Annotated in this window: 22 protein-coding genes and 1 tRNA gene; 3 read left to right on the top strand and 20 right to left on the bottom strand. The window is 29.3% G+C overall.

What is annotated here, in order from left to right:
- Positions 1-105: 105 nt before the first annotated feature.
- Entirely contained in the window at positions 106-1,338 is a 1,233-nt protein-coding gene (locus tag HNP67_RS01465) for a CCA tRNA nucleotidyltransferase (RefSeq protein ID WP_184124292.1), read from the top strand.
- Here HNP67_RS01465 and rnc read toward each other — a convergent pair.
- The 14 genes from rnc to HNP67_RS01395 form a co-directional block, all read right to left on the bottom strand.
- A complete protein-coding gene (rnc, locus tag HNP67_RS01460) occupies positions 1,309-2,046 on the bottom strand; it encodes a ribonuclease III (protein ID WP_184124290.1) in 738 nt (245 codons plus the stop codon). The two genes, HNP67_RS01465 and rnc, sit on opposite strands and share 30 nt — an antisense overlap.
- Positions 2,046-2,288 carry an acyl carrier protein gene (acpP, locus tag HNP67_RS01455; RefSeq protein ID WP_004789379.1) on the bottom strand — a complete coding sequence of 81 codons (243 nt, stop codon included), beginning with the start codon at positions 2,286-2,288 and terminating at the stop codon, positions 2,046-2,048. Before acpP ends, rnc begins: the two co-directional genes overlap by 1 nt.
- Before the next feature lie 23 nt (positions 2,289-2,311).
- Positions 2,312-2,494 (bottom strand): 50S ribosomal protein L32, encoded by a 183-nt coding sequence (gene rpmF / locus HNP67_RS01450; RefSeq protein ID WP_184124288.1) that lies wholly within the window; start codon positions 2,492-2,494, stop codon positions 2,312-2,314.
- 63 nt (positions 2,495-2,557) lie between these two features.
- The gene (gene coaD / locus HNP67_RS01445; RefSeq protein WP_184124286.1) at positions 2,558-3,049 is read right to left on the bottom strand and encodes a pantetheine-phosphate adenylyltransferase; all 492 of its coding nucleotides are present in this window, start codon (positions 3,047-3,049) and stop codon (positions 2,558-2,560) included.
- Position 3,050: 1 nt separating this feature from the next.
- Positions 3,051-3,590 (bottom strand): hypothetical protein, encoded by a 540-nt coding sequence (locus HNP67_RS01440; protein ID WP_184124284.1) that lies wholly within the window; start codon positions 3,588-3,590, stop codon positions 3,051-3,053.
- Positions 3,591-3,951: 361 nt separating this feature from the next.
- Positions 3,952-4,317, bottom strand: coding sequence for a 50S ribosomal protein L19 (gene rplS, locus HNP67_RS01435; RefSeq protein WP_184124282.1), 366 nt, complete (start codon positions 4,315-4,317; stop codon positions 3,952-3,954).
- Positions 4,295-5,014, bottom strand: a complete 720-nt coding sequence (gene trmD, locus HNP67_RS01430; RefSeq protein WP_184124280.1) for a tRNA (guanosine(37)-N1)-methyltransferase TrmD — start codon at positions 5,012-5,014, stop codon at positions 4,295-4,297. The genes rplS and trmD overlap by 23 nt, the downstream gene beginning before the upstream one ends.
- On the bottom strand, positions 5,011-5,511 hold the full coding sequence (rimM, locus tag HNP67_RS01425) for a ribosome maturation factor RimM (protein ID WP_184124278.1): 501 nt from the start codon (positions 5,509-5,511) through the stop codon (positions 5,011-5,013). Before rimM ends, trmD begins: the two co-directional genes overlap by 4 nt.
- A gap of 3 nt (positions 5,512-5,514) precedes the next feature.
- On the bottom strand, positions 5,515-5,763 hold the full coding sequence (locus HNP67_RS01420; protein WP_002557283.1) for a KH domain-containing protein: 249 nt from the start codon (positions 5,761-5,763) through the stop codon (positions 5,515-5,517).
- On the bottom strand, positions 5,764-6,024 hold the full coding sequence (rpsP, locus tag HNP67_RS01415) for a 30S ribosomal protein S16 (protein ID WP_184124276.1): 261 nt from the start codon (positions 6,022-6,024) through the stop codon (positions 5,764-5,766).
- A 12-nt stretch (positions 6,025-6,036) separates the two neighbouring features.
- Positions 6,037-7,371 carry a signal recognition particle protein gene (gene ffh / locus HNP67_RS01410; RefSeq protein ID WP_184124274.1) on the bottom strand — a complete coding sequence of 445 codons (1,335 nt, stop codon included), beginning with the start codon at positions 7,369-7,371 and terminating at the stop codon, positions 6,037-6,039.
- Positions 7,372-7,433: 62 nt separating this feature from the next.
- Positions 7,434-8,642 carry a host adaptation transcriptional regulator BadR gene (badR, locus tag HNP67_RS01405; protein ID WP_184124272.1) on the bottom strand — a complete coding sequence of 403 codons (1,209 nt, stop codon included), beginning with the start codon at positions 8,640-8,642 and terminating at the stop codon, positions 7,434-7,436.
- 268 nt (positions 8,643-8,910) lie between these two features.
- Positions 8,911-10,929 carry an elongation factor G gene (gene fusA / locus HNP67_RS01400; protein WP_184124270.1) on the bottom strand — a complete coding sequence of 673 codons (2,019 nt, stop codon included), beginning with the start codon at positions 10,927-10,929 and terminating at the stop codon, positions 8,911-8,913.
- Positions 10,930-11,002: 73 nt separating this feature from the next.
- A complete protein-coding gene (locus tag HNP67_RS01395) occupies positions 11,003-11,539 on the bottom strand; it encodes a Dps family protein (RefSeq protein ID WP_184124268.1) in 537 nt (178 codons plus the stop codon).
- 84 nt (positions 11,540-11,623) lie between these two features.
- Here HNP67_RS01395 and HNP67_RS01390 point away from each other — a divergent pair, with 84 nt between their 5' ends.
- Positions 11,624-12,091 (top strand): BB0689 family surface lipoprotein, encoded by a 468-nt coding sequence (locus HNP67_RS01390; RefSeq protein ID WP_184124266.1) that lies wholly within the window; start codon positions 11,624-11,626, stop codon positions 12,089-12,091.
- Between the two features lie 50 nt (positions 12,092-12,141).
- Positions 12,142-12,215, top strand: a tRNA-Val gene (locus HNP67_RS01385).
- A gap of 8 nt (positions 12,216-12,223) precedes the next feature.
- On the opposite strand, the gene mvk is transcribed toward HNP67_RS01385, so the two are convergent.
- From mvk to HNP67_RS01355, 6 genes are read right to left on the bottom strand one after another with little or no spacing between them, the layout of a single operon-like run.
- Positions 12,224-13,117, bottom strand: a complete 894-nt coding sequence (mvk, locus tag HNP67_RS01380) for a mevalonate kinase (protein WP_184124264.1) — start codon at positions 13,115-13,117, stop codon at positions 12,224-12,226.
- Positions 13,111-14,064: a GHMP family kinase ATP-binding protein gene (locus HNP67_RS01375; RefSeq protein WP_184124262.1), complete on the bottom strand. Its 954-nt coding sequence runs from the start codon at positions 14,062-14,064 to the stop codon at positions 13,111-13,113. Before HNP67_RS01375 ends, mvk begins: the two co-directional genes overlap by 7 nt.
- Entirely contained in the window at positions 14,055-14,993 is a 939-nt protein-coding gene (gene mvaD / locus HNP67_RS01370) for a diphosphomevalonate decarboxylase (protein WP_184124259.1), read from the bottom strand. The genes HNP67_RS01375 and mvaD overlap by 10 nt, the downstream gene beginning before the upstream one ends.
- Positions 14,977-16,245 (bottom strand): hydroxymethylglutaryl-CoA reductase, degradative, encoded by a 1,269-nt coding sequence (locus HNP67_RS01365; protein WP_236845715.1) that lies wholly within the window; start codon positions 16,243-16,245, stop codon positions 14,977-14,979. Before HNP67_RS01365 ends, mvaD begins: the two co-directional genes overlap by 17 nt.
- The gene (fni, locus tag HNP67_RS01360) at positions 16,235-17,299 is read right to left on the bottom strand and encodes a type 2 isopentenyl-diphosphate Delta-isomerase (RefSeq protein ID WP_184124548.1); all 1,065 of its coding nucleotides are present in this window, start codon (positions 17,297-17,299) and stop codon (positions 16,235-16,237) included. The genes HNP67_RS01365 and fni overlap by 11 nt, the downstream gene beginning before the upstream one ends.
- Positions 17,283-18,506, bottom strand: coding sequence for a hydroxymethylglutaryl-CoA synthase (locus tag HNP67_RS01355; RefSeq protein WP_184124255.1), 1,224 nt, complete (start codon positions 18,504-18,506; stop codon positions 17,283-17,285). Before HNP67_RS01355 ends, fni begins: the two co-directional genes overlap by 17 nt.
- Positions 18,507-18,584: the final 78 nt, after the last annotated feature.

Here is an 18,584-nt window from a genome sequence, read left to right as displayed (position 1 = left end):
AATAAAACCATTCAAAATAAAGCATTACTTACAACATACTTCAAATAAATTAAAATTGTAAATCAATTTTAGAAAAAAAATATTTACACTATAATATAATTTTATATGAATCTAGGCAAAGATAATCAAAATATAATTAAAATTGGTAAAATATTTAAAAAAAACAACTACGAATTTTATTTAGTTGGAGGCGCATTAAGAGACTTACTACTTAATAAGCAACCTTACGATTTTGATTTTGCAACAAATGCAACTCCTGAAGAAATAATAACATTATTTCCAAATAATATTAAAACAGGAATAAAACATGGCACAATTGGCATTATTTTTAATAAAAAAATCTTTGAAATCACAACATACAGAATAGAAAAAGAATATGAAAACAACAGGGCCCCCAAACAAGTAGAATACACTAAAAATTTAATTAAAGATCTTGAAAGAAGAGATTTTACAATTAATGCAATTGCAATGGACATTTTCAACTTCAATATAATAGACTGCTATGACGGGGAAAAAGACCTTAATAAAAAAATAATAAGATGCATAGGAAATCCAAATAAAAGATTTGAAGAAGACGCCCTTAGGATACTCAGGGCAGCAAGATTTTCATCCACGCTTAATTTTAACATTGAAAAAAATACTTTAATTTCAATGAAATATAAAAAAGAAAATATTTTAATGATTTCAAAAGAAAGAATAAAAAATGAATTTCATAAATTGCTAGAAGGTGTAAACATACAAAAAGGAATTTATTATCTTAAAAAAGTCAATTTTTTTAAGAATTTTTTCAATATAGAAATAAAAACAAAATTAATAAAAAAAATTACCCTACTTGATAAAGATAAATTTTATTTAAAAGCAATAACAATATTAACAATTAAAAAACCTGTAAAAGAACTAAAAGAAAAATTAACTTTACTTAAATTTTCAAATAAAGAAATTAGGCTAATTTTATTTTATAGAAGCATAATAGATAATAACAACATTTTTAATGTCAAAAAATTAAGTGATATTAGATATTTACTTAGCAAGAGCACAAGAGAGCATTACAAAGAAATAATTGATGTATACAAAGCGCTCAAAGGAAAAAACAAAAAATATTTATTTATAATAAAAAACATAAAAAGAAAAAAATTGCTAAAAAACCCTCTCTCCTTAAAAGATTTAAAAATAAACGGAAAAGATATACAAAATCTAGAACAAATAGACAACAAAAATATAGGCAAAATTTTAAACATACTGCTAAGCTGTGTAATTGAAAATCCCAAGCTTAATACTAAAAATTATCTAATAAAAAAAATTAAAACCTTAAAGGTTAATATTTTCCATGGCTTTTAAAGCTACTTCAGCCGCTCTCATTTCGGCTTCTTTTTTAGATTTACCCTTCCCGTTTGATATAAAATTTTCCCCAACATAAAGTTCAACGCAAAAAACTTTATCGTGGTCTGGACCTATTTCCCTGTCTAGCTTATAACTTGGCGAGATTTTATATTTCTTTTGAACATATTCTTGCAACAAACTCTTATAATCTTTAAAATCGCCTCTATTAAACATCAATCTTATATACATATCAAAAAGTCCAACCACAAATTCTGTTGATCTTGAAAACCCACTATCAAGATAAATAGCGCCTACAAAAGCTTCAATGGCATCTGCAAGAATGCCTTTTTTGTTTCGACCATCATTACTCTCCTCTCCTCTGCCAAGTAAAATGTAAGAACCAAGATTAATCTCTCTAGCAATATTAGATAAGGAATCTTCACTAACAATGTAAGATCTAGCCTTACTGAGCTCCCCTTCACTTTTATTTGGATAAGTTTTATAAAGATGATCTGTAATAATTAAATTAAGCACAGAATCTCCCAAAAATTCTAATCTCTCATTATTACTAGATTTTTGATCCAACTCATTTGAATACGACGAATGGCTCAATGCTGTATTTAATAAATCAAAATTACTAAAATCAATGCTCAAATTTTCCAAAAACTCACTTAATTGAGCTTTTCTTTCACTACTCAAACAAAAATCGGAAGAATTTTTTTTCATCAACCTTTTCTCTTTTTAATAAAATTAACAACATCGCCTACCGTCTCAAATTCATTGGCTTCGTTCTCCGGAATCTTGTCATCAAAGGCCTCTTCAAGCAAATACAAAAGCTCATAAATATCTAGACTATCTGCATTAAGATCCTCAACAAATCTAGAATCTATAGTAATTTCATCTTCCTTTTTATCAAGTTGCTCAGATATAATAGACCTAACCTTGCTAAAAATTTCATCATTATCCATGAATACACCTTCCTTACTACAAGCTACAAACCTATTTCTAGATATTGGTTATTCCTATAATGTCCACATTTTAAACAAATCCTATGTCTTACTCCAAGATTCCCACAATTAGAACATTCTTGAAATTGCGGAATTTTCTTCCTCATATTTATACTACGCCTTGTTCTACTTCTAGATTTTGAAGGCTTAAATTTTGGAACAGCCATTACTTTCTCCTAACTACTTTTAAACTACATTAAATTATCTTAATAATATATATATTAACCAAGTCATTTGTCAATAAACTTAGATTTTAATCTATTGAACACCAATTCTGGAACAAAATTAGAAAGATCAACATCCTTTTTGTTCATTAATTCCTTTACAAAATCCGACCTTACATATAAATGTTCTGCACTACTTGGTAAAAATATAGTATCAATTTTAAAATTTAACTTATTATTAACAAGATATCGTTCAAACTCTATATCAAAATCATTAAAAGCTCTAATTCCCCTAACAATAAATTTAATAGAATTAATTAATGCATAATCAACAATAAACCCACTATATCTATCTACAGATACATTTGAAAAATTTAAAGACAAGATAACTTCTTTTGTAAGACCAAACCTCTCAATATCACTTAGCAAATATTTTTTTGATTTATTTTTAGCCACTAAAACAACAACTTTATCAAAAATAGCAGAAGATCTTTTAATTAAATCAATATGGCCCCAAGTAATTGGATCAAAAGATCCCGGAAAAACTGCCACCTTCATATCAAGAAAGCCTAAATCCTCTATTAATATCTTTAAGAATTTTTTTACGCCATATTGGCTGTTCTTCTAAATTTTCAAATTCAATTTCTTTAATAACTTTGAAATATAAATATTCTCCTCTAGAAGATGTATCCACAATAAAAAATTTACCAGCACCTCTATAAACCAATTTTTCATTCCTTGAAAGATTATTTTCAACGGCTAATTTATTGACAACACAATCAAAATGAACAGGTTTATCTTCATTTTCAACCTTTAAAGACATACTAAAAACAATATCATTTATTTTTTTTTCACAAATAGCGCAAGCAATATCAAGATTTATTCTTGTTTTAAATTTTATACTTTTTCTTCTAAATTTACCTTTAAAAACATTTTGTTTATCTGCATTTAAAACAGTCGATCTATTATTAAAACTACTTAGCGGAGCAACATTTTGATTTTTACTCTCAGAATTTAATCTTTTATTCTTAAAACCATAAAAACGTTTATTGTGTTTCTGAAAATTACTACTCTTAAACTTACTTTGAGTATATTTCAAAATCAACCCCCTTAACTACAGAATAAATATTTACTCTACATAAAATAAAAACAATATTTTAAGAACAAAATCATTCATATGGCTTAAAAGTTTTTCAAAAGATCAAAATTTCAAATCTTTAGCTTTTTAACGACAAAAGTACAATTAAACTCACATTAGAATTTAATAAGAATGGTTACTTAATGTTCTTAATTAGAATAAATACACGATCAAGCTTCCAAAATCATTTCTTAAAACCGTAAAACCTTACTAAATCTTGAATAAAAATTTACAAAACAAAAGATCAATCAAAAATAATTCTTAATCTAATTTGATTCATCTTATGACCTAATTTGCTAATACATTTAAAATAATTTAAAACTTAATGCTTAGCTTTTTTAATATTAAGACGCTCCTTTATCTTCATAGCAGCTTTACCAATTCTATTCCTCATATAATAAAGCTTTGCCCTTCTAACCTTTCCTTTTCTTAAAACTTCAACCTTTTCTATAATAGGAGAATATAATGGGAAAATTTTTTCAACACCTATTCCTGAGGAAATTTTCCTAACCAAAAACGTTTTGCCAATTCCCTTGTTTTGGAAAGAAATAACAATCCCTTCGAAACTCTGCAACCTTTCATTACTACCTTCAATAATTTTATAGGCAACCCTCACAGTATCTCCCACATTAAAGACAAAAGCCTCATTTTTCTTATTTTGAGCTTCAATTTTTCTTATCAAATCCATTATCTTCTCCTATTATCTCCAAATATTTAAGGTATAAATCATATCTATTTTTTTTAGTTTTTTCTCTAGCTTTAACAAGTCTCCAATTCTTTATATTTTCATGATGCCCTGAAACAAGAACTTCTGGAACCTTCAACCCCTTAAAATTATAAGGCCTGGTATAATGAGGATATTCAAGCAATCCACTTTTTACACCAAATGATTCTTCTAATAAAGAATTAGGATTTATTACTCCATCTAACAACCTGTATACACTATCTATTAAAACAAGAGCTGCAATCTCTCCTGAAGATAAAATATAATCTCCAATAGAAATCTCAAAATCAACATACAAATCTACAATACGCTGATCAATTCCTTCATATCTTCCACAAATTATAACAATTTCTTCTTTTTTTGACAAGGAATACGCCAACTCTTGGCTATACTTTATCCCAGAAGGACTTAGGAATATTGTTGTCTTCTTAACAGCTTCTACATGATCAAGAGCAAAAGAAATGGGTTCGGCCTTCAATACCATCCCAGCACCACCTCCATAAGGCAAATCATCACATCTTTTATGTTTATCTTTTGAAAAATCTCTAACATCAACAAGCTCAAAACTTACTATTCCCTTGTTAATAGCTTTTTTCATTATTGAATTTTCAAAAAATGGTTTAATTATTGCTGGGAAAAGGGATAAAACTGTAAATTTCATTTTAAAAGATCTAAAACCTTAATCTCAATTGTTTTTTTTTGAGCATTTATATCTCCAACATAAATGCTCAAAAAGGGAATAAAGAAAAATTTAATACCCACTTTGACCTCAAGAAATATACTATTTAAATATTCAAAGAAAGATACAACTTCTCCTAGCTTTTTATTGTTATTAACAATAGCATAGCCAATCAGTTTTCCTAAATAATATTCGCCTTCTTTTAATCTCGACGCAAGCAAATCACCAACCCACAATTCAAAACCAATCAACGGCTTAACTGCCTCTGGAGTATCAATTCCTTCGAACTTCAATAATAAGGAATTACCCTTTATACTAACATCTACAACTTTAACTTCAATAATAGAATCATTATTTTTTTTTAAAAGAACTTTATTGTTTTTTAGATTAATAAAATCACTAAAATTATTGGATATGCTTTTAACCTTAGCATACCCATCAACTCCATAAGACGACAATATAACGCCTTTAATAAACATAAATTAATCTAAAATTTCGAGTTGCACTCGCCTATTGGTTTTAGCAGCACACGCTCCAAGCAAAGTTCTAATAGCCCGCGCAATACGCCCCCGTCTTCCGATTATCTTGCCCACATCGCTTTGGGAAACCCTTAATTCCAGAATAGTTGATTTTTCTCCCTCAATTACATTTAGTTTTACTTCATCTTCTTTATCTACAAGAGACTTTACTATAAACTCTATAAGTTCAATCTCATTCCCATACTCTTTCATCTAAACCTCCTGACTTTTAGCATTCAAGTTGTTTTTATTTAAAAGCATTTTCACTGTATCACTTAAAATTGCTCCCTTGCTTATCCAATCTTTCATTCTATCTTCATTAATTTTTATTTGGTTTTGCTTTTCAACAGGATGATAGTAACCAAGCTCTTCAATTGCTCTACCATCTCTAGGAGACGTAGAATTCATAACTACAATCCTATAATAAGGCCTTTTTTTAGCACCCATTCTTTTCAATCTTATCTTAACGCTCAAATTTATTCCTCCTTATTTTCCCAAAAGGGATGCAATCTTATTTTGAAAATCTTTATTTTTCATTTTTTTCATAATCAAAGTTGCTTGACTAAACTTTTTTATGAGCTTGTTTACATCAAAAACAGTTGTTCCACTTCCTAGGGCTATTCTTTTTTTTCTTGAGGGATTATTCAAAATCACTGGATTTATCCTTTCTTTTTTAGTCATAGAAAGAATAATAGCTTCTTCTTTATTAAAACTTTCTTCATTTAAATTATTGTTATTTAGCATTGATTTTGAAACACCCGGTAAAAAACTTATAAAATTAGAAAACCCTCCTACCTGTTTAATTCGCCTAAATTGGCTCAGATAGTCTTCAAAATTAAAACTGGCTTTATTAATTTTTTCCTCAAGCTTAATAGCCTCTTCTTTGTCAACAACGCTTTGAACCTTCTCTACAAGACTAACAACATCCCCCATACCAAGAATTCTAGAAGCAATTCTTTCTGGATAAAAGGAATCAAGATCGTCAATTTTCTCTCCAACACCAATAAATTTAATAGGAACTGCACAAATACTTTTAAACGATAATACGGCACCTCCCCTAGTATCTGAATCAAACTTAGAAAATATTGCACCAGTAAGTTCAACATTCTCATTAAATTCCTTAGCAATATTTACAGCAACTTGACCCATCATGGAGTCTACCACTAAAATGGTTTCTGCGGGTCGCAAAATATCCTTAATTTTTTTTATCTCTTCAAGCAACAAAGATTCAACCTCAAGTCGCCCTCTAGTATCCACTATTACAGAATCAAAAAAATTAGACTCGGCAAACTTCATAGATGCTTTAACAATTTTAATAGGATCTTTTTCCTCTTCAATTGAAAATACTGGAACACCTATTTGGCCACCCAATATTTTTAACTGCTCTACAGCTGCTGCTCTAAATGTATCGGCAGCTACAAGAAGTACTTTTCTATTTTCCTTTTTAAGCTTTAAAGAAAGCTTGGCACATGTTGTGGTCTTACCAGATCCTTGAAGTCCCAACATAAGAATATAAGATTGTTTATTGGCAGGATATAAACTAAGCTCATAACTTTTACCTCCCAAAAATTTAACAAGATTATCATTGACAATTTTAATAAACTGAGATTTTGGATCAATACCCCTTAAAACTTTTATTCCCTTGGATTCTTCAATTATAGAATTTAAAAAACGCCTTATAACTCTTAAGTTAACATCAGCATCAACTAAAGAATTTTTAATAATCTCAATAGCCTCTGCAATATTTTTATCATTTATTGTAGATTTTCCAGAAAGATAGTTTATAAAATTTCTAAAATTTGACCCCAAAGTTTCAAGCATTAAAAATAATCCTTATTCTCAAAAATAATCTTGTCAAATATAAGATACAAAAAAAGGCAATATTAATCAATATCTCCTCCTGTCAAATAAAATTTATTAAAAATAACACTAGAAGCGGGTCCAACAACAGAAACTTTAGTATCTAATGAACTAAGCTTTAATACTATATTCTCTTTATTAAGCTTTTTAATCTCTTCTTTTAACAAATCAAAAAAAGCTTTTAATTTAAAACTTTGACCATAGAGTACTAAATAATTAAAATCAAGCATTCTTTGAATATTAATAATAATTATTGCCAAATATTTAACAGTATCTTCCATAATTTTATTTATAAAATCATATTTTTCATAAAGAGAAAAAATGTCATATATTGTAACCTTTTTTAATCTGCCTTCATACTTTTCATAAAGCTCAGGAATCTCCCCATTCATAAACTCTTTTGAAATCAATCTCTGCAAAGCAAAATTAGATATTAGCATATTGACACAACCCTTATTGCCACAAGTTGGACAATTTTTTTCTCCTTCATAATCAATTATCATATGACTAACCATGCCTGATTTATTATTAAAACCAGGATAAACATTTCCGCCTGACCAAATCGAAAGTTCAGCAGTATCTGTGTAGTCAAAAAACATAATATTATCTATATTTTTACCCATAAATTCAGCAAGAGATAAATTTTTAACATAACTTTCAAGATAAACCGTAAGCGAAAAATATTCCTCAAGTATTCTCTTAACAGGAACATCTTTTTCAATCCATGCTCCATAACTATCATTAACAATGCCTGATTCTTTATCCTTTATTAATCCCGTAATACTAAAGCCCAAGCCAATAAACTTATCTCTTGAGAAATTATGTTTCCAAATAATTTCTATCATATGATCTTTTATTTTTTCTAAAATATCATAAGCACTAACCGGGGGCTCAAAAGAATGAGTCTCGCTTATTAAAACCTCGCATTTAAGATTAGCAATACCTATTTGAAAATAATTGCTAGAAATAATAACTCCCATTGAATATGCATAATCTTTATTAATATCAAGAAGTATTTCTTTTCGTCCATGCTTTTTAACATCAGATACCCTAGAACCAACTTCAATCAAAAGATTTTCTTTTATCATTTGATTAGTCAAAATAGTAACCGCAGCATTTGTTAGAGCCAACTTACGAGCTAAGTCTGTTCTTGAATATTGCATATTTTTCAAGCTAAGAAGAATTTTTCTTCTATTCCCGCCTCTGATTGAAACCATGTTTTCACCCTGCATAATAACACCTCCTTTATTTTTAAAATAAAAAAATATTGTATAATATCATATTGCAAAAACCAATACAATATTCTATCTATACCTAAAAGACAAAAATGCCTTTATAAGGCTAAAAAATATTTTACATCATAAAATCACATTCATAAACTATCAAAAACTTAAAGCATGACAAAAAAGGAATAAAATCATTTTTACATAAAAACTCATCAATAAAAATTAATTGGGTTTAAAAATAATACACACAAGAAAAGCCATTTTGCCTTAAAAACTAATAACTTTGACTTATTTTTTCCTTAAAATAAGAAAATTCCATAGTAAAACTACCCCTTCCTTTAGTAGAACTTCTTAAAATAGAAGCATACCCAAAAAGTTTCTCAAACGCCGCCTCTGATTTTATCAAATCATACTCTCCAATATTGCTAACCGAATGAATAACGCCCCCTATAACATTTAATGTAGAAATAATTTCTCCTGTATGTTCAATAGGCGTTCTAATTTCTAATAACATAATTGGCTCAAGTCTAATAGGATCTGATTTTTGAAAAATACTATGAAAAGCAAATCCTGAAATTGACTCAAAAGCACTCTCGCTAATCTTATTAGCCCCACAAATAATAGAAAAAATGCTAACATTAATATCAATAATAGGATATCCAAACATTCCACTTACAAATGTGGCTGTAATTCCCCTCAATATTGCAGACTTAACTGCAGGGTCAACATCACATTCAAAATCAATTTTATTTCCCTCACCCCTTAGCAAAGGTTTAATGATCATTCCAATTTTAAAATCAATATTTTTGCCAGCAAAAATATTGTTAAACTCAAAAACTTCTTTTACAATTTTACCAGCACTTTCTCTATAACTTACTTGAGGTTTTCCCGTATAAACATTAAGCTTAAATTCATCTTTAATTCTTGTCAAAATAATCTCAAGATGTAATTCACCCATTCCAGATATAATCAATTGCCCTGTTTCTTTACTCTCAGAATAACTAAAGGTAGGATCTTCTTTGGATATTATTTCAAAAATCTCTTTTAGCCTAGCCTCATCTGATGATCTTTCGGGCTCAATAGACATTAAAACAACCGGCTCTGGAAATATAACAGATTCAAGCAAAACATTATTGTTTTCTTCAACAAGAGTATCTCCTGTAACAGAAAACTTTAATCCTAAAACAGCACCAATATCACCTGTTTTTACAAAATCTATTTGTTCATTTTTATTTGAAAAAACTCTAAAAATTTTTGTAAACTTTTCACGCTTACCATTTGAAGCATTGATAATTTTTTTATTAGAATTAATTTCACCAGAATAAACTCTAATAAAATAAAGATGAGCAGCAATTACACTTGAATATTGAACTTTAAAAACAAGAGCAGACAATTTCTCATTTTCATTAGGATTAACTAAAATTTTTTTATTTGCATCTAGAGAAAAAGCACTAAAACTTTTTTCAAAAGGACTTGGTAAATAATCTACAATCGAATCAATCAAAGGTTCTATTCCAATGTTTTTTAAACTAGTTCCCATTAAAACAGGAATAATAAATCTAGAAATAGTGCCTCTTCTAATCTCTTTTTTAATAATATCTAAACCAATCTCTTTATCTTCAAGAAATAATTGAGTAATTTCTTCGCTAAATTGACTCAGAATATCTATTATTTTTTTTTTAAAAAGAACCACTTTTTCAACAAATTCATTTCTAATTTTACTATAAGTTAATTTTGGAATTCCATTTTCCATTGAAAAATGAAGCTCTTTATTTAAAATAATATCAACCACTCCTTCAAAATTGCTTTCATTTCCAATTGGGATTTGCAAAACTAAAGGAACGGTTTTAAATTTATTTTCAATATCTCCCACAACTTTAAAAAAATCAGCGCCTATTCTATCCATCTTATTAACATAAGCAAGTCGTGGGATTTCATATTTTTCTGCCTGTTTCCAAACAGTTTCTGTTTGGGCCTGAATCCCATCAACAGCACTAAAAATAACAACACCCCCATCAAGAACTCTAAGAGATCTTTCAACTTCTGCCGTAAAATCAACATGTCCAGGAGTATCAATAATGTTTATTTGGCAATCCTTCCAATGGCAAGTAATAGCAGCTGAACTAATAGTAATTCCTCTTTCTTGCTCTTGAGGCATCCAGTCAGTAATAGTGTTTCCTGAATCCACATCCCCCATTTTATGACTTTTGCCAGTATAATAAATAATTCTTTCTGTGGTAGTAGTTTTGCCAGCATCAATATGGGCCATAATTCCAATATTTCTAATACTCATAAATCTCCAACAACAACTACAGCCTTAATGCAGATAAACTCATTAGTACAAGTTAAACCTTTTAATAAAATTGTTATTTTGTATCGCACTCACAATATTTGCTTTCATGCTCATCGTGACAAAAACAATTACAATTTTCAAGTATTGCCTTATGCATCCATAAATGCTTCTCAAGATCACTCATGATATCATCCATAATATTAGCTGTACCATAATCACCAGCCGTATCAAGCAATTTTCTCATTCCAAAAATATTTTTCAAAATCTCATCAATACTGCAAACAATGTTTTGCATTGAAGGCAAAAAATTAGAAGTTGATTCAATATCAAGCTCCTTAATAAAAGACTTTTTCATAAACTCAGAATATCTAAATTCAGAATCATATCCAAGCATTCTTGAACGCTCTGCAACAATATCAATAATTTTTTCAATATATTCATAAAGCTTTTGAGTTTTCTTATGAATAACAAAGAAATTGGTATCTTTTATATTCCAATGAATACCTCTTAAATTAGAATAAAAAATATGCAAACTTGCTAACAATTCTTGTAATTTTAATTGTATTGCTTCTAAATCATCCTTTTTTATATAGCCTAAATACTTTTCCATAACTATCTCCTTTATATAATTATTATAATACATAATGGGATATAATTATGATTTTAATACCATAATAAATAAAAAGGATATTTAATGAAAAAATTGATTTTAATTTTTACATTTTTTTTATCTCAAGCGTGCAATTTAAACACAATGCACCAAATAGATACAAAAGAAGATATGAAAATTCTATATTCAGAAATTGCTGAATTGAGAAAAAATTTAAATCTAAACCATCTAGAAATAGATGATACTCTTGAAAAAGTTGCAAAAGAATATGCTATTAAACTAGGGGAAAACAGAACGCTAACTCATACCCTTTTTGGTACAACCCCAATGCAAAGAATACATAAATACGATAAATCCTTTAATTTAACAAGAGAGATACTGGCATCAGGAATTGAACTTAACAGAGTAGTTAATGCATGGCTTAATAGTCCAAGCCACAAAAACGCTCTTATTAATACAGATACCGATAAAATAGGTGGCTATAGATTAAAAACAGCCAACAATATAGATATATTTGTAGTTCTTTTCGGAAAAAGAAAAAAGAAAATATAAGAATTGACACCATTAAAGCTTATACTGTATACTACTTATTAGTAGTAAAAGGGCTCATAGCTCAGTTGGTCAGAGCGCCTGCCTTACAAGCAGGATGTCGGGAGTTCGAATCTCTCTGGGCCCAAAAATAATCTAAGCCTTAATTACTTTTAGTTCTAAAAGTAATTTTATTTTAGAATTTTTAAGTATACTATTTAATTCTTTTTGCACTGTGTTAGCTTTTCTTAGACTTTCAAAAAGAAAAATAAACGCTCCCCCTTTACCAGCACCACTTAACTTGCCAGAAAGAGCGCCCAATTCGATCCCCCTACTTATCAGCCAATCAAGAGTATCATTGGACAACCCCAAACTCTTTAAACAATATTGTGCAACATTCATTTCATTAGCTAAAGAATACATATCCTTATTCTGAAAAGAAAAATAAGAATTACTTACAGCAAGCCCTAGTTTTTCAATAAAAACAAATAACTCAGCATTGGATAATAGATGTTTTTTCAAATTAAGAACTATTTCTTTAGTTGTTAAATCTCTTTTTATCGCTCCTATTAAAAAATAAAAACCAGAATCTTTTATTCTTTTTGAATGTAAAACATCTTTTTTTTTCTCTAAATAAAAAGTTCCGCCAAGATCAATTAGTCTAATATCCATTCCAGAAGATTTGCCGTGAAAAATGTTTTCAATTTGATTTGCCAACAAAATTTTATTACAATCCTTATACTCAAAATGACTTGTAATATATTCCGCAAAGCATAAACTAAGACTAGCAGAAGAGCCAAATCCGACTCCAATAGGAATTTCAGAAATTATAGCAAACTCAATCGGATTAACTTTACTATAATTTGAAACAATAAAATTTATAAGGCTATTTAATCTCTTGCTGGGTTTTCCTAAATATTTCCAATTTTTAGACACACTATACACCAACTCCATATAAATTGGCACTGTAGCCCCAATAACTGGAAACCCATAAACAGCACTATGCTCTCCTAAGAACAATATTTTAGCGGGCTTTCTTATTTTTAGCATTTATTGGTCTCAAACTTAATGCCTTCATACTCTAAAACAATTGGAATAATTTTTGATAAATCAAAAGCTTTAATATTGGGCCTGTAAACTAAAAAAGTTTCATTTCCAGCTCCCAAAGCTTTAATCAAATCACATTGACTCAAAAGGTGATCAAAACTTGAAGGCAGAGCTGCCGAAACTCCTATTGCCTCTCCAATTGCCAATCCCAATTCTTTAGCACTTCTTAAGCTAGAAATTAATGCAGACTTAGAATTGCTAACACTTAAAACAAGTTTTTTCATCTCCAAATTGCATTTCAATATAAAATCTAAAATAGAATCTCTATGTTTATTGTATTCACAAATAGACGCAGTAGTTTTAACTGCTTGCAACCCCTGCATCAAATAAAAATCATTAAACGCTAAAGCACCTAGCTGCTTGCATTTAGGGTTAAAACCACCTTCAAACTCAATAACACCTCCAAAAATACTAGTAGCAATATCATATCCACTACCTATTCCTCCTTGAGAATACCTGTAAGCTTCTAAACAATATTTAAAAATTTTAACCTTATCAACAACATTGGTAGCATTATAAATTAAAAAAAGCCCACACACTATGCCAATAGCAACAACAGCACTTGAGCCAAATCCCTTTTTAGTTCCATCATTAAAGAAAAAATTACTTGTATCAATATATACATCATATGCAAAGTTCTCTAGATTAAAAAAACAATTTTGACTCAAGTAAGCAAACATTTTAAAAACAAAATCGTTTCTATTTTCTATTAAAGAAAAATCGTCTATCTCTTTCTTTTTGCTAAAAAAGCGCCAAGAATCGCTCTTTTTAAAAGAAAAAAATGCCCTCTTGTTGATGGCAATTGCCAACCCCAATCCCTTTTCTTCTAAAATAGTATACTCCCCCATTAAAAGTAAATTTCCGGGTACAGAAAAACTAATCAAATCCATTCTAAGTCACATCCAACCTTTGAAACAATAAAATCAATGCCAGTAAAATTTTGCTTAAGTCCATTTAAAATGGTATTTAAATTTTCCTCCAAACAAAGAAACTTTACTTGAGGGCCCGCATCCATTGTCTCAAATACAAAAATCCCCTCATTTCTCAAATCAGCAGCATACCTAATTAAATCTATTGTACTATTTTTAAAATAAAAAATAGAAGACGCAAACATTAAGGCAAACATATTCTGATAACTTTTTACAATAGTTGCTCCAAAATGTATAAAATCTTTTTTTAAAAAAAAATATAAAGCATCTTTAAAAATCTTTTTACTAGAAGCAATCCAAGCATCATAATAAAATTCATGGTGCTTGCAAATATTCATTGCAACTCTTGAAGACAATTCTTTTTCATTAGTATCAATTATGGCAAATATTATTCGCAAATCATTAAAATAAGATTGATCTCTTAATTGAAAAGATTCTTTTGAACCCTCTTTTAAAATAGTAAACCCCCCGTAAACAGCCCTTGCTGCAGAAGCTGATCCTACTCTTGCAAGATTAGATGCACTATTACAAGAATATTTATTAAAATATTTCAAAATACAAGCAGCAATAGAGGCAAAACCTGAACTTGAACTTGCAAGGCCTGCTGATGTTGGAAAATTGTTTTTACTTTTAATTTTAAATCTAACATTCGGTTCATTAAGAATTTTTCTTGCATAATCAAAAAACGCCTTTTCTCTATTCTTTAATATAACTGGCTTTGAATTTAAAATTATTTCATCTCGATCTGAAAGTTCAAGCTCACTTATTGAATAAAACTTATCAACACTAACCGCAAGACTAGAAGTAGCTGGAATGTTTAAAAAAACATCCTTCTTACCCCAATATTTAATTAAAGCCAAGCTTGCATGAACTTTACACTTTACTTTCATTCTCTAACCTTATTCTCTTTAAAATTTCAAAAGCAAAATTAAAAGAATAAATATCCATTCTTTCCATTTCCAATAATAATTTGTCTTTCTCAAAATCAGAAATATTATATTTTGTCTTTAAAAGGTAGAGTATTTTATTAACATGTAATCTCATGTGACCCTTTTGAATCCCATTAAATGCAAGAGCCCTTAATGCCGCAAAATTACTAGCAAGCCCAACACAAGAGAGAATACCAATAAACTCGCTCTTACTGCTTACATTCATAATTTTAAAACTTAAAATTGAAGCCTCACTAAAAGATATAACCCCGCCTTTAGTTCCAACTTGCAAAGGAATTTCAATCTCTCCAACCAAAGAATTATCAGTCGTATGAAATTTACTAAGGGGAAGATATTTGCCGCTTTTTGAAGCAAATCTATGAACAGAGGCCTCAAGAGCTCTTGTGTCATTAAAAGTTGCAAGACACACCCCTGTAATTCCATTCATAATGCCTTTATTATTAGTAACAGCTCGCTCCTCCTCATAAAAACCTATACTAGAAATAAGTTCAATTTTTTTAGCCAAATTCCAAGAATCCTCTTTGCCCGTTAGCAAATGTTTAAAATCTAAAACAAAACGGGCTTTGGCTGTAAATTCACTAATATCATTGCTTAAAACTTTTAAAACACACTCATATCCTAATTCTAAAAAAATAGATTCTGCTACACGCTCTGCAATTGAGTTTAACAAATTAGCACCCATAGCATCACAAGTATCCACATAAAGATTTAATTTTTGAACACCAAGCTCTTTAATATACCTAGTTGACAGCTTTCTAAACCCACCTCCCCTTTGATTCATATTGGTCAAAAGAGGTTCAACCCAAGTCTTAATTTTATCACCAAGATCAACAAAAATTTTACTTAAATCTTTTTCCGATTTTATATAAATTTGAGAAATTCCCAACACTTCACCCAAAGAATAACTCAAATCAGCATTTTCAAGAATCTTTGCCGCAAGATTTAAGGCAGCAACAACAGAAGACTCTTCTGTTGCAATTGGCAAAGAATAGTATTTGCCATTTATTTTCAAATTTTTTACAATTCCAATAGGAAAAGATAAATATCCAATATAATTTTCTATCATATTAAAAAGAAAATCTTCATTAGCATTATTATAAAAAAAATCTTTAAAAGATAATCCCAAAAAACTTTTTATCTCTTGCCTTTTTTCTAAAACACTTTTATACCTAAAATTTTTACTAAGCTCCATAAAACTGCTTAAAGACCCCAAGCTCATCAAGCAAATAACTACTCAAAAAATACTTATTATTTCTAAGTTCTGACAAACTTTTGCTTCCACTTAAAAACATAGACATTTTCAAAACATGTTCATAATCAGAAAAAAGATTAAATACAGCATCTTCTCCTGAATCATAAAAAGATCTAAGAACAACTGCTGCAACGCCTATAAGTCTAGCTCCAAGAGCAATCCCTTTAACAATATCCATGCCCGTCTCATATCCACCAGATGCAAAAATATTAGCCTTTAGAGAATCATCAACACTAAGTAAAGTAAAAATTGAAGGAATTCCCCAATCAGAAAAACAAGATGCAATGTTTAGATTATTGCCCTTCATGCCTTCTACTAAAATCCAATTGGTTCCACCACTCCCAGCAAGATCAACATAAGAAACGCCAAGGCTGAATAACTCCTTAACGTCTTTTGGCGAAATTCCAAAACCTGTCTCTTTTACAATCAATGGAACACTTAAAAAGTCAGACAATTTGGCTATCGACTCTTTTATTCCTTTAAAATTTCTGTCTCCATTAACATTCATCAATTCTTGTCCCGCATTAAGATGAACAACAATTGCATCAACTTCTAATCTTTTAATCATTTCAGCTATTTTAGAAATACCAAACTCAACAATCTGAACAGCACCAACATTGGCAAACAAAGGAATATTATGAGCATACCTTTTAAGAGTAAAGTCTCTTATGTGCTCGGGATACTTAAACAAAAGCTTAAAAGAACCTAAGCCCATAGGAATTTTTAAATAATTTGCAATTCTAACTAAAGATTTATTAAAGTTATTCCCCTCTTTACTGCCTCCTGTCATGGAAGAAATAAAAACAGGCATGCTAATATTGTATCCAAATATCTCTTCTTTTATGTTTATCTCCGAGAAATTAAAATCACTAAGAGCATTATGTTTCAGCTTAATAAACTTTAAGAAATTGCAACTACTTTTAACATCGTTTTTATTTAAACAAATCTCAATATGCTTTTTTTTATTTTCTAATATATTAGGCTCGATACCCATAAACTCGGTATCCATCATTCCTTAATTCTTTCAAATAAAATCCTCTGGATTCACCAGGAACTACTTTATTTTGAAAAAAATCTTTATATTCTTCAAAATTTGCATTATTTCTATTTTTTATAAGCCCATCAAGATCCCATAATTTAACAACATCAAAAGCGCCCTCTTCAATGGTAAGTTCATAAATAATCATAATATTGCCAGATCCATAAGAACAAAACAATATCTTTTCCCCTGTAATATCTTTCTTTAAAAAGACCCTTTTTAAATAAAATGCTAAAGATAGAAAAATTGAACCCGTATACAAATTTCCTACTTCCATAGCAGCCTCAACGCCATCGTAAAAATCTATTGATTGCAAATACGCATTTCTAACAGATTCGTCATCACTATAATATTTTTTCAAAATATAATGCATTGAATCTATTGGCATTTTAGCAAAAGGAACATGCAAAACAAATCTATAATTAGAAAATAAATCTTTCATGCTAAGTTGCTTTTTGAAAGCAAAATCTCTTAAAGCATTTTCGTTTGCATTATTATAACATTCAACTGAATATTGACCTCGCACTTTAGCTTCAACACTTCCAAAAGGTCTAAAAAAATCGTCAACATCATCGGTATAAACTCCATATTCAAATAAATTGATCGAAAGTAGCTTTGGATTTTTTTCAACCAAAATTGCAGTTGCACCAGCTCCTTGGGTAATCTCAGCCGTAGTAAGACTGCTATAATGTGCAATATCTGAAGAAAAAACTATGCCATATTCAGAATTATTAGAATGACTTAGAACACTTGCTACAGCATGCAAAGACATAGCAGCGCCAGCACACGCATGCTGAACCTGGAAAGTTAGAAAATTATTTCCTAGGCAAATGCCAGATTGCCTTAAAGCTCCAAAAACATAAGAAGAAATGGCCTTTGAATGATCAACACCTGTCTCAGTTCCACCCAAAAGCATTCTAATTTTGCTTAGATCAAGATTATTGTTGTCAAAAATAAGCTTAACAGCCGAACTTGCCATGGTTACACTATCCTCATTAGGACCAGTAAACCTAAAACCTTTTTGCAAGGTTGCATTTATTGCTCTATTGATTTTTTTTAAAAAAACTTCATTGGACGAATATAAAGGATTTTCCAAAAGAACAGAAAAATCTAAATAATTTAAAGGTAAAAAAATTCTAATATCACTAATACCTATTTTCATATATTCCTCAATGCATTGTTAACTTATGTATTATATTATAATTTACAAAAATTAGCAAAATCTTATATAATAAAATCT

The sequence above is a fragment of the Borreliella californiensis genome, from assembly GCF_014205885.1.
Taxonomy (GTDB): domain Bacteria; phylum Spirochaetota; class Spirochaetia; order Borreliales; family Borreliaceae; genus Borreliella; species Borreliella californiensis.
This window is presented reverse-complemented; position numbering and strand designations above follow the sequence as displayed.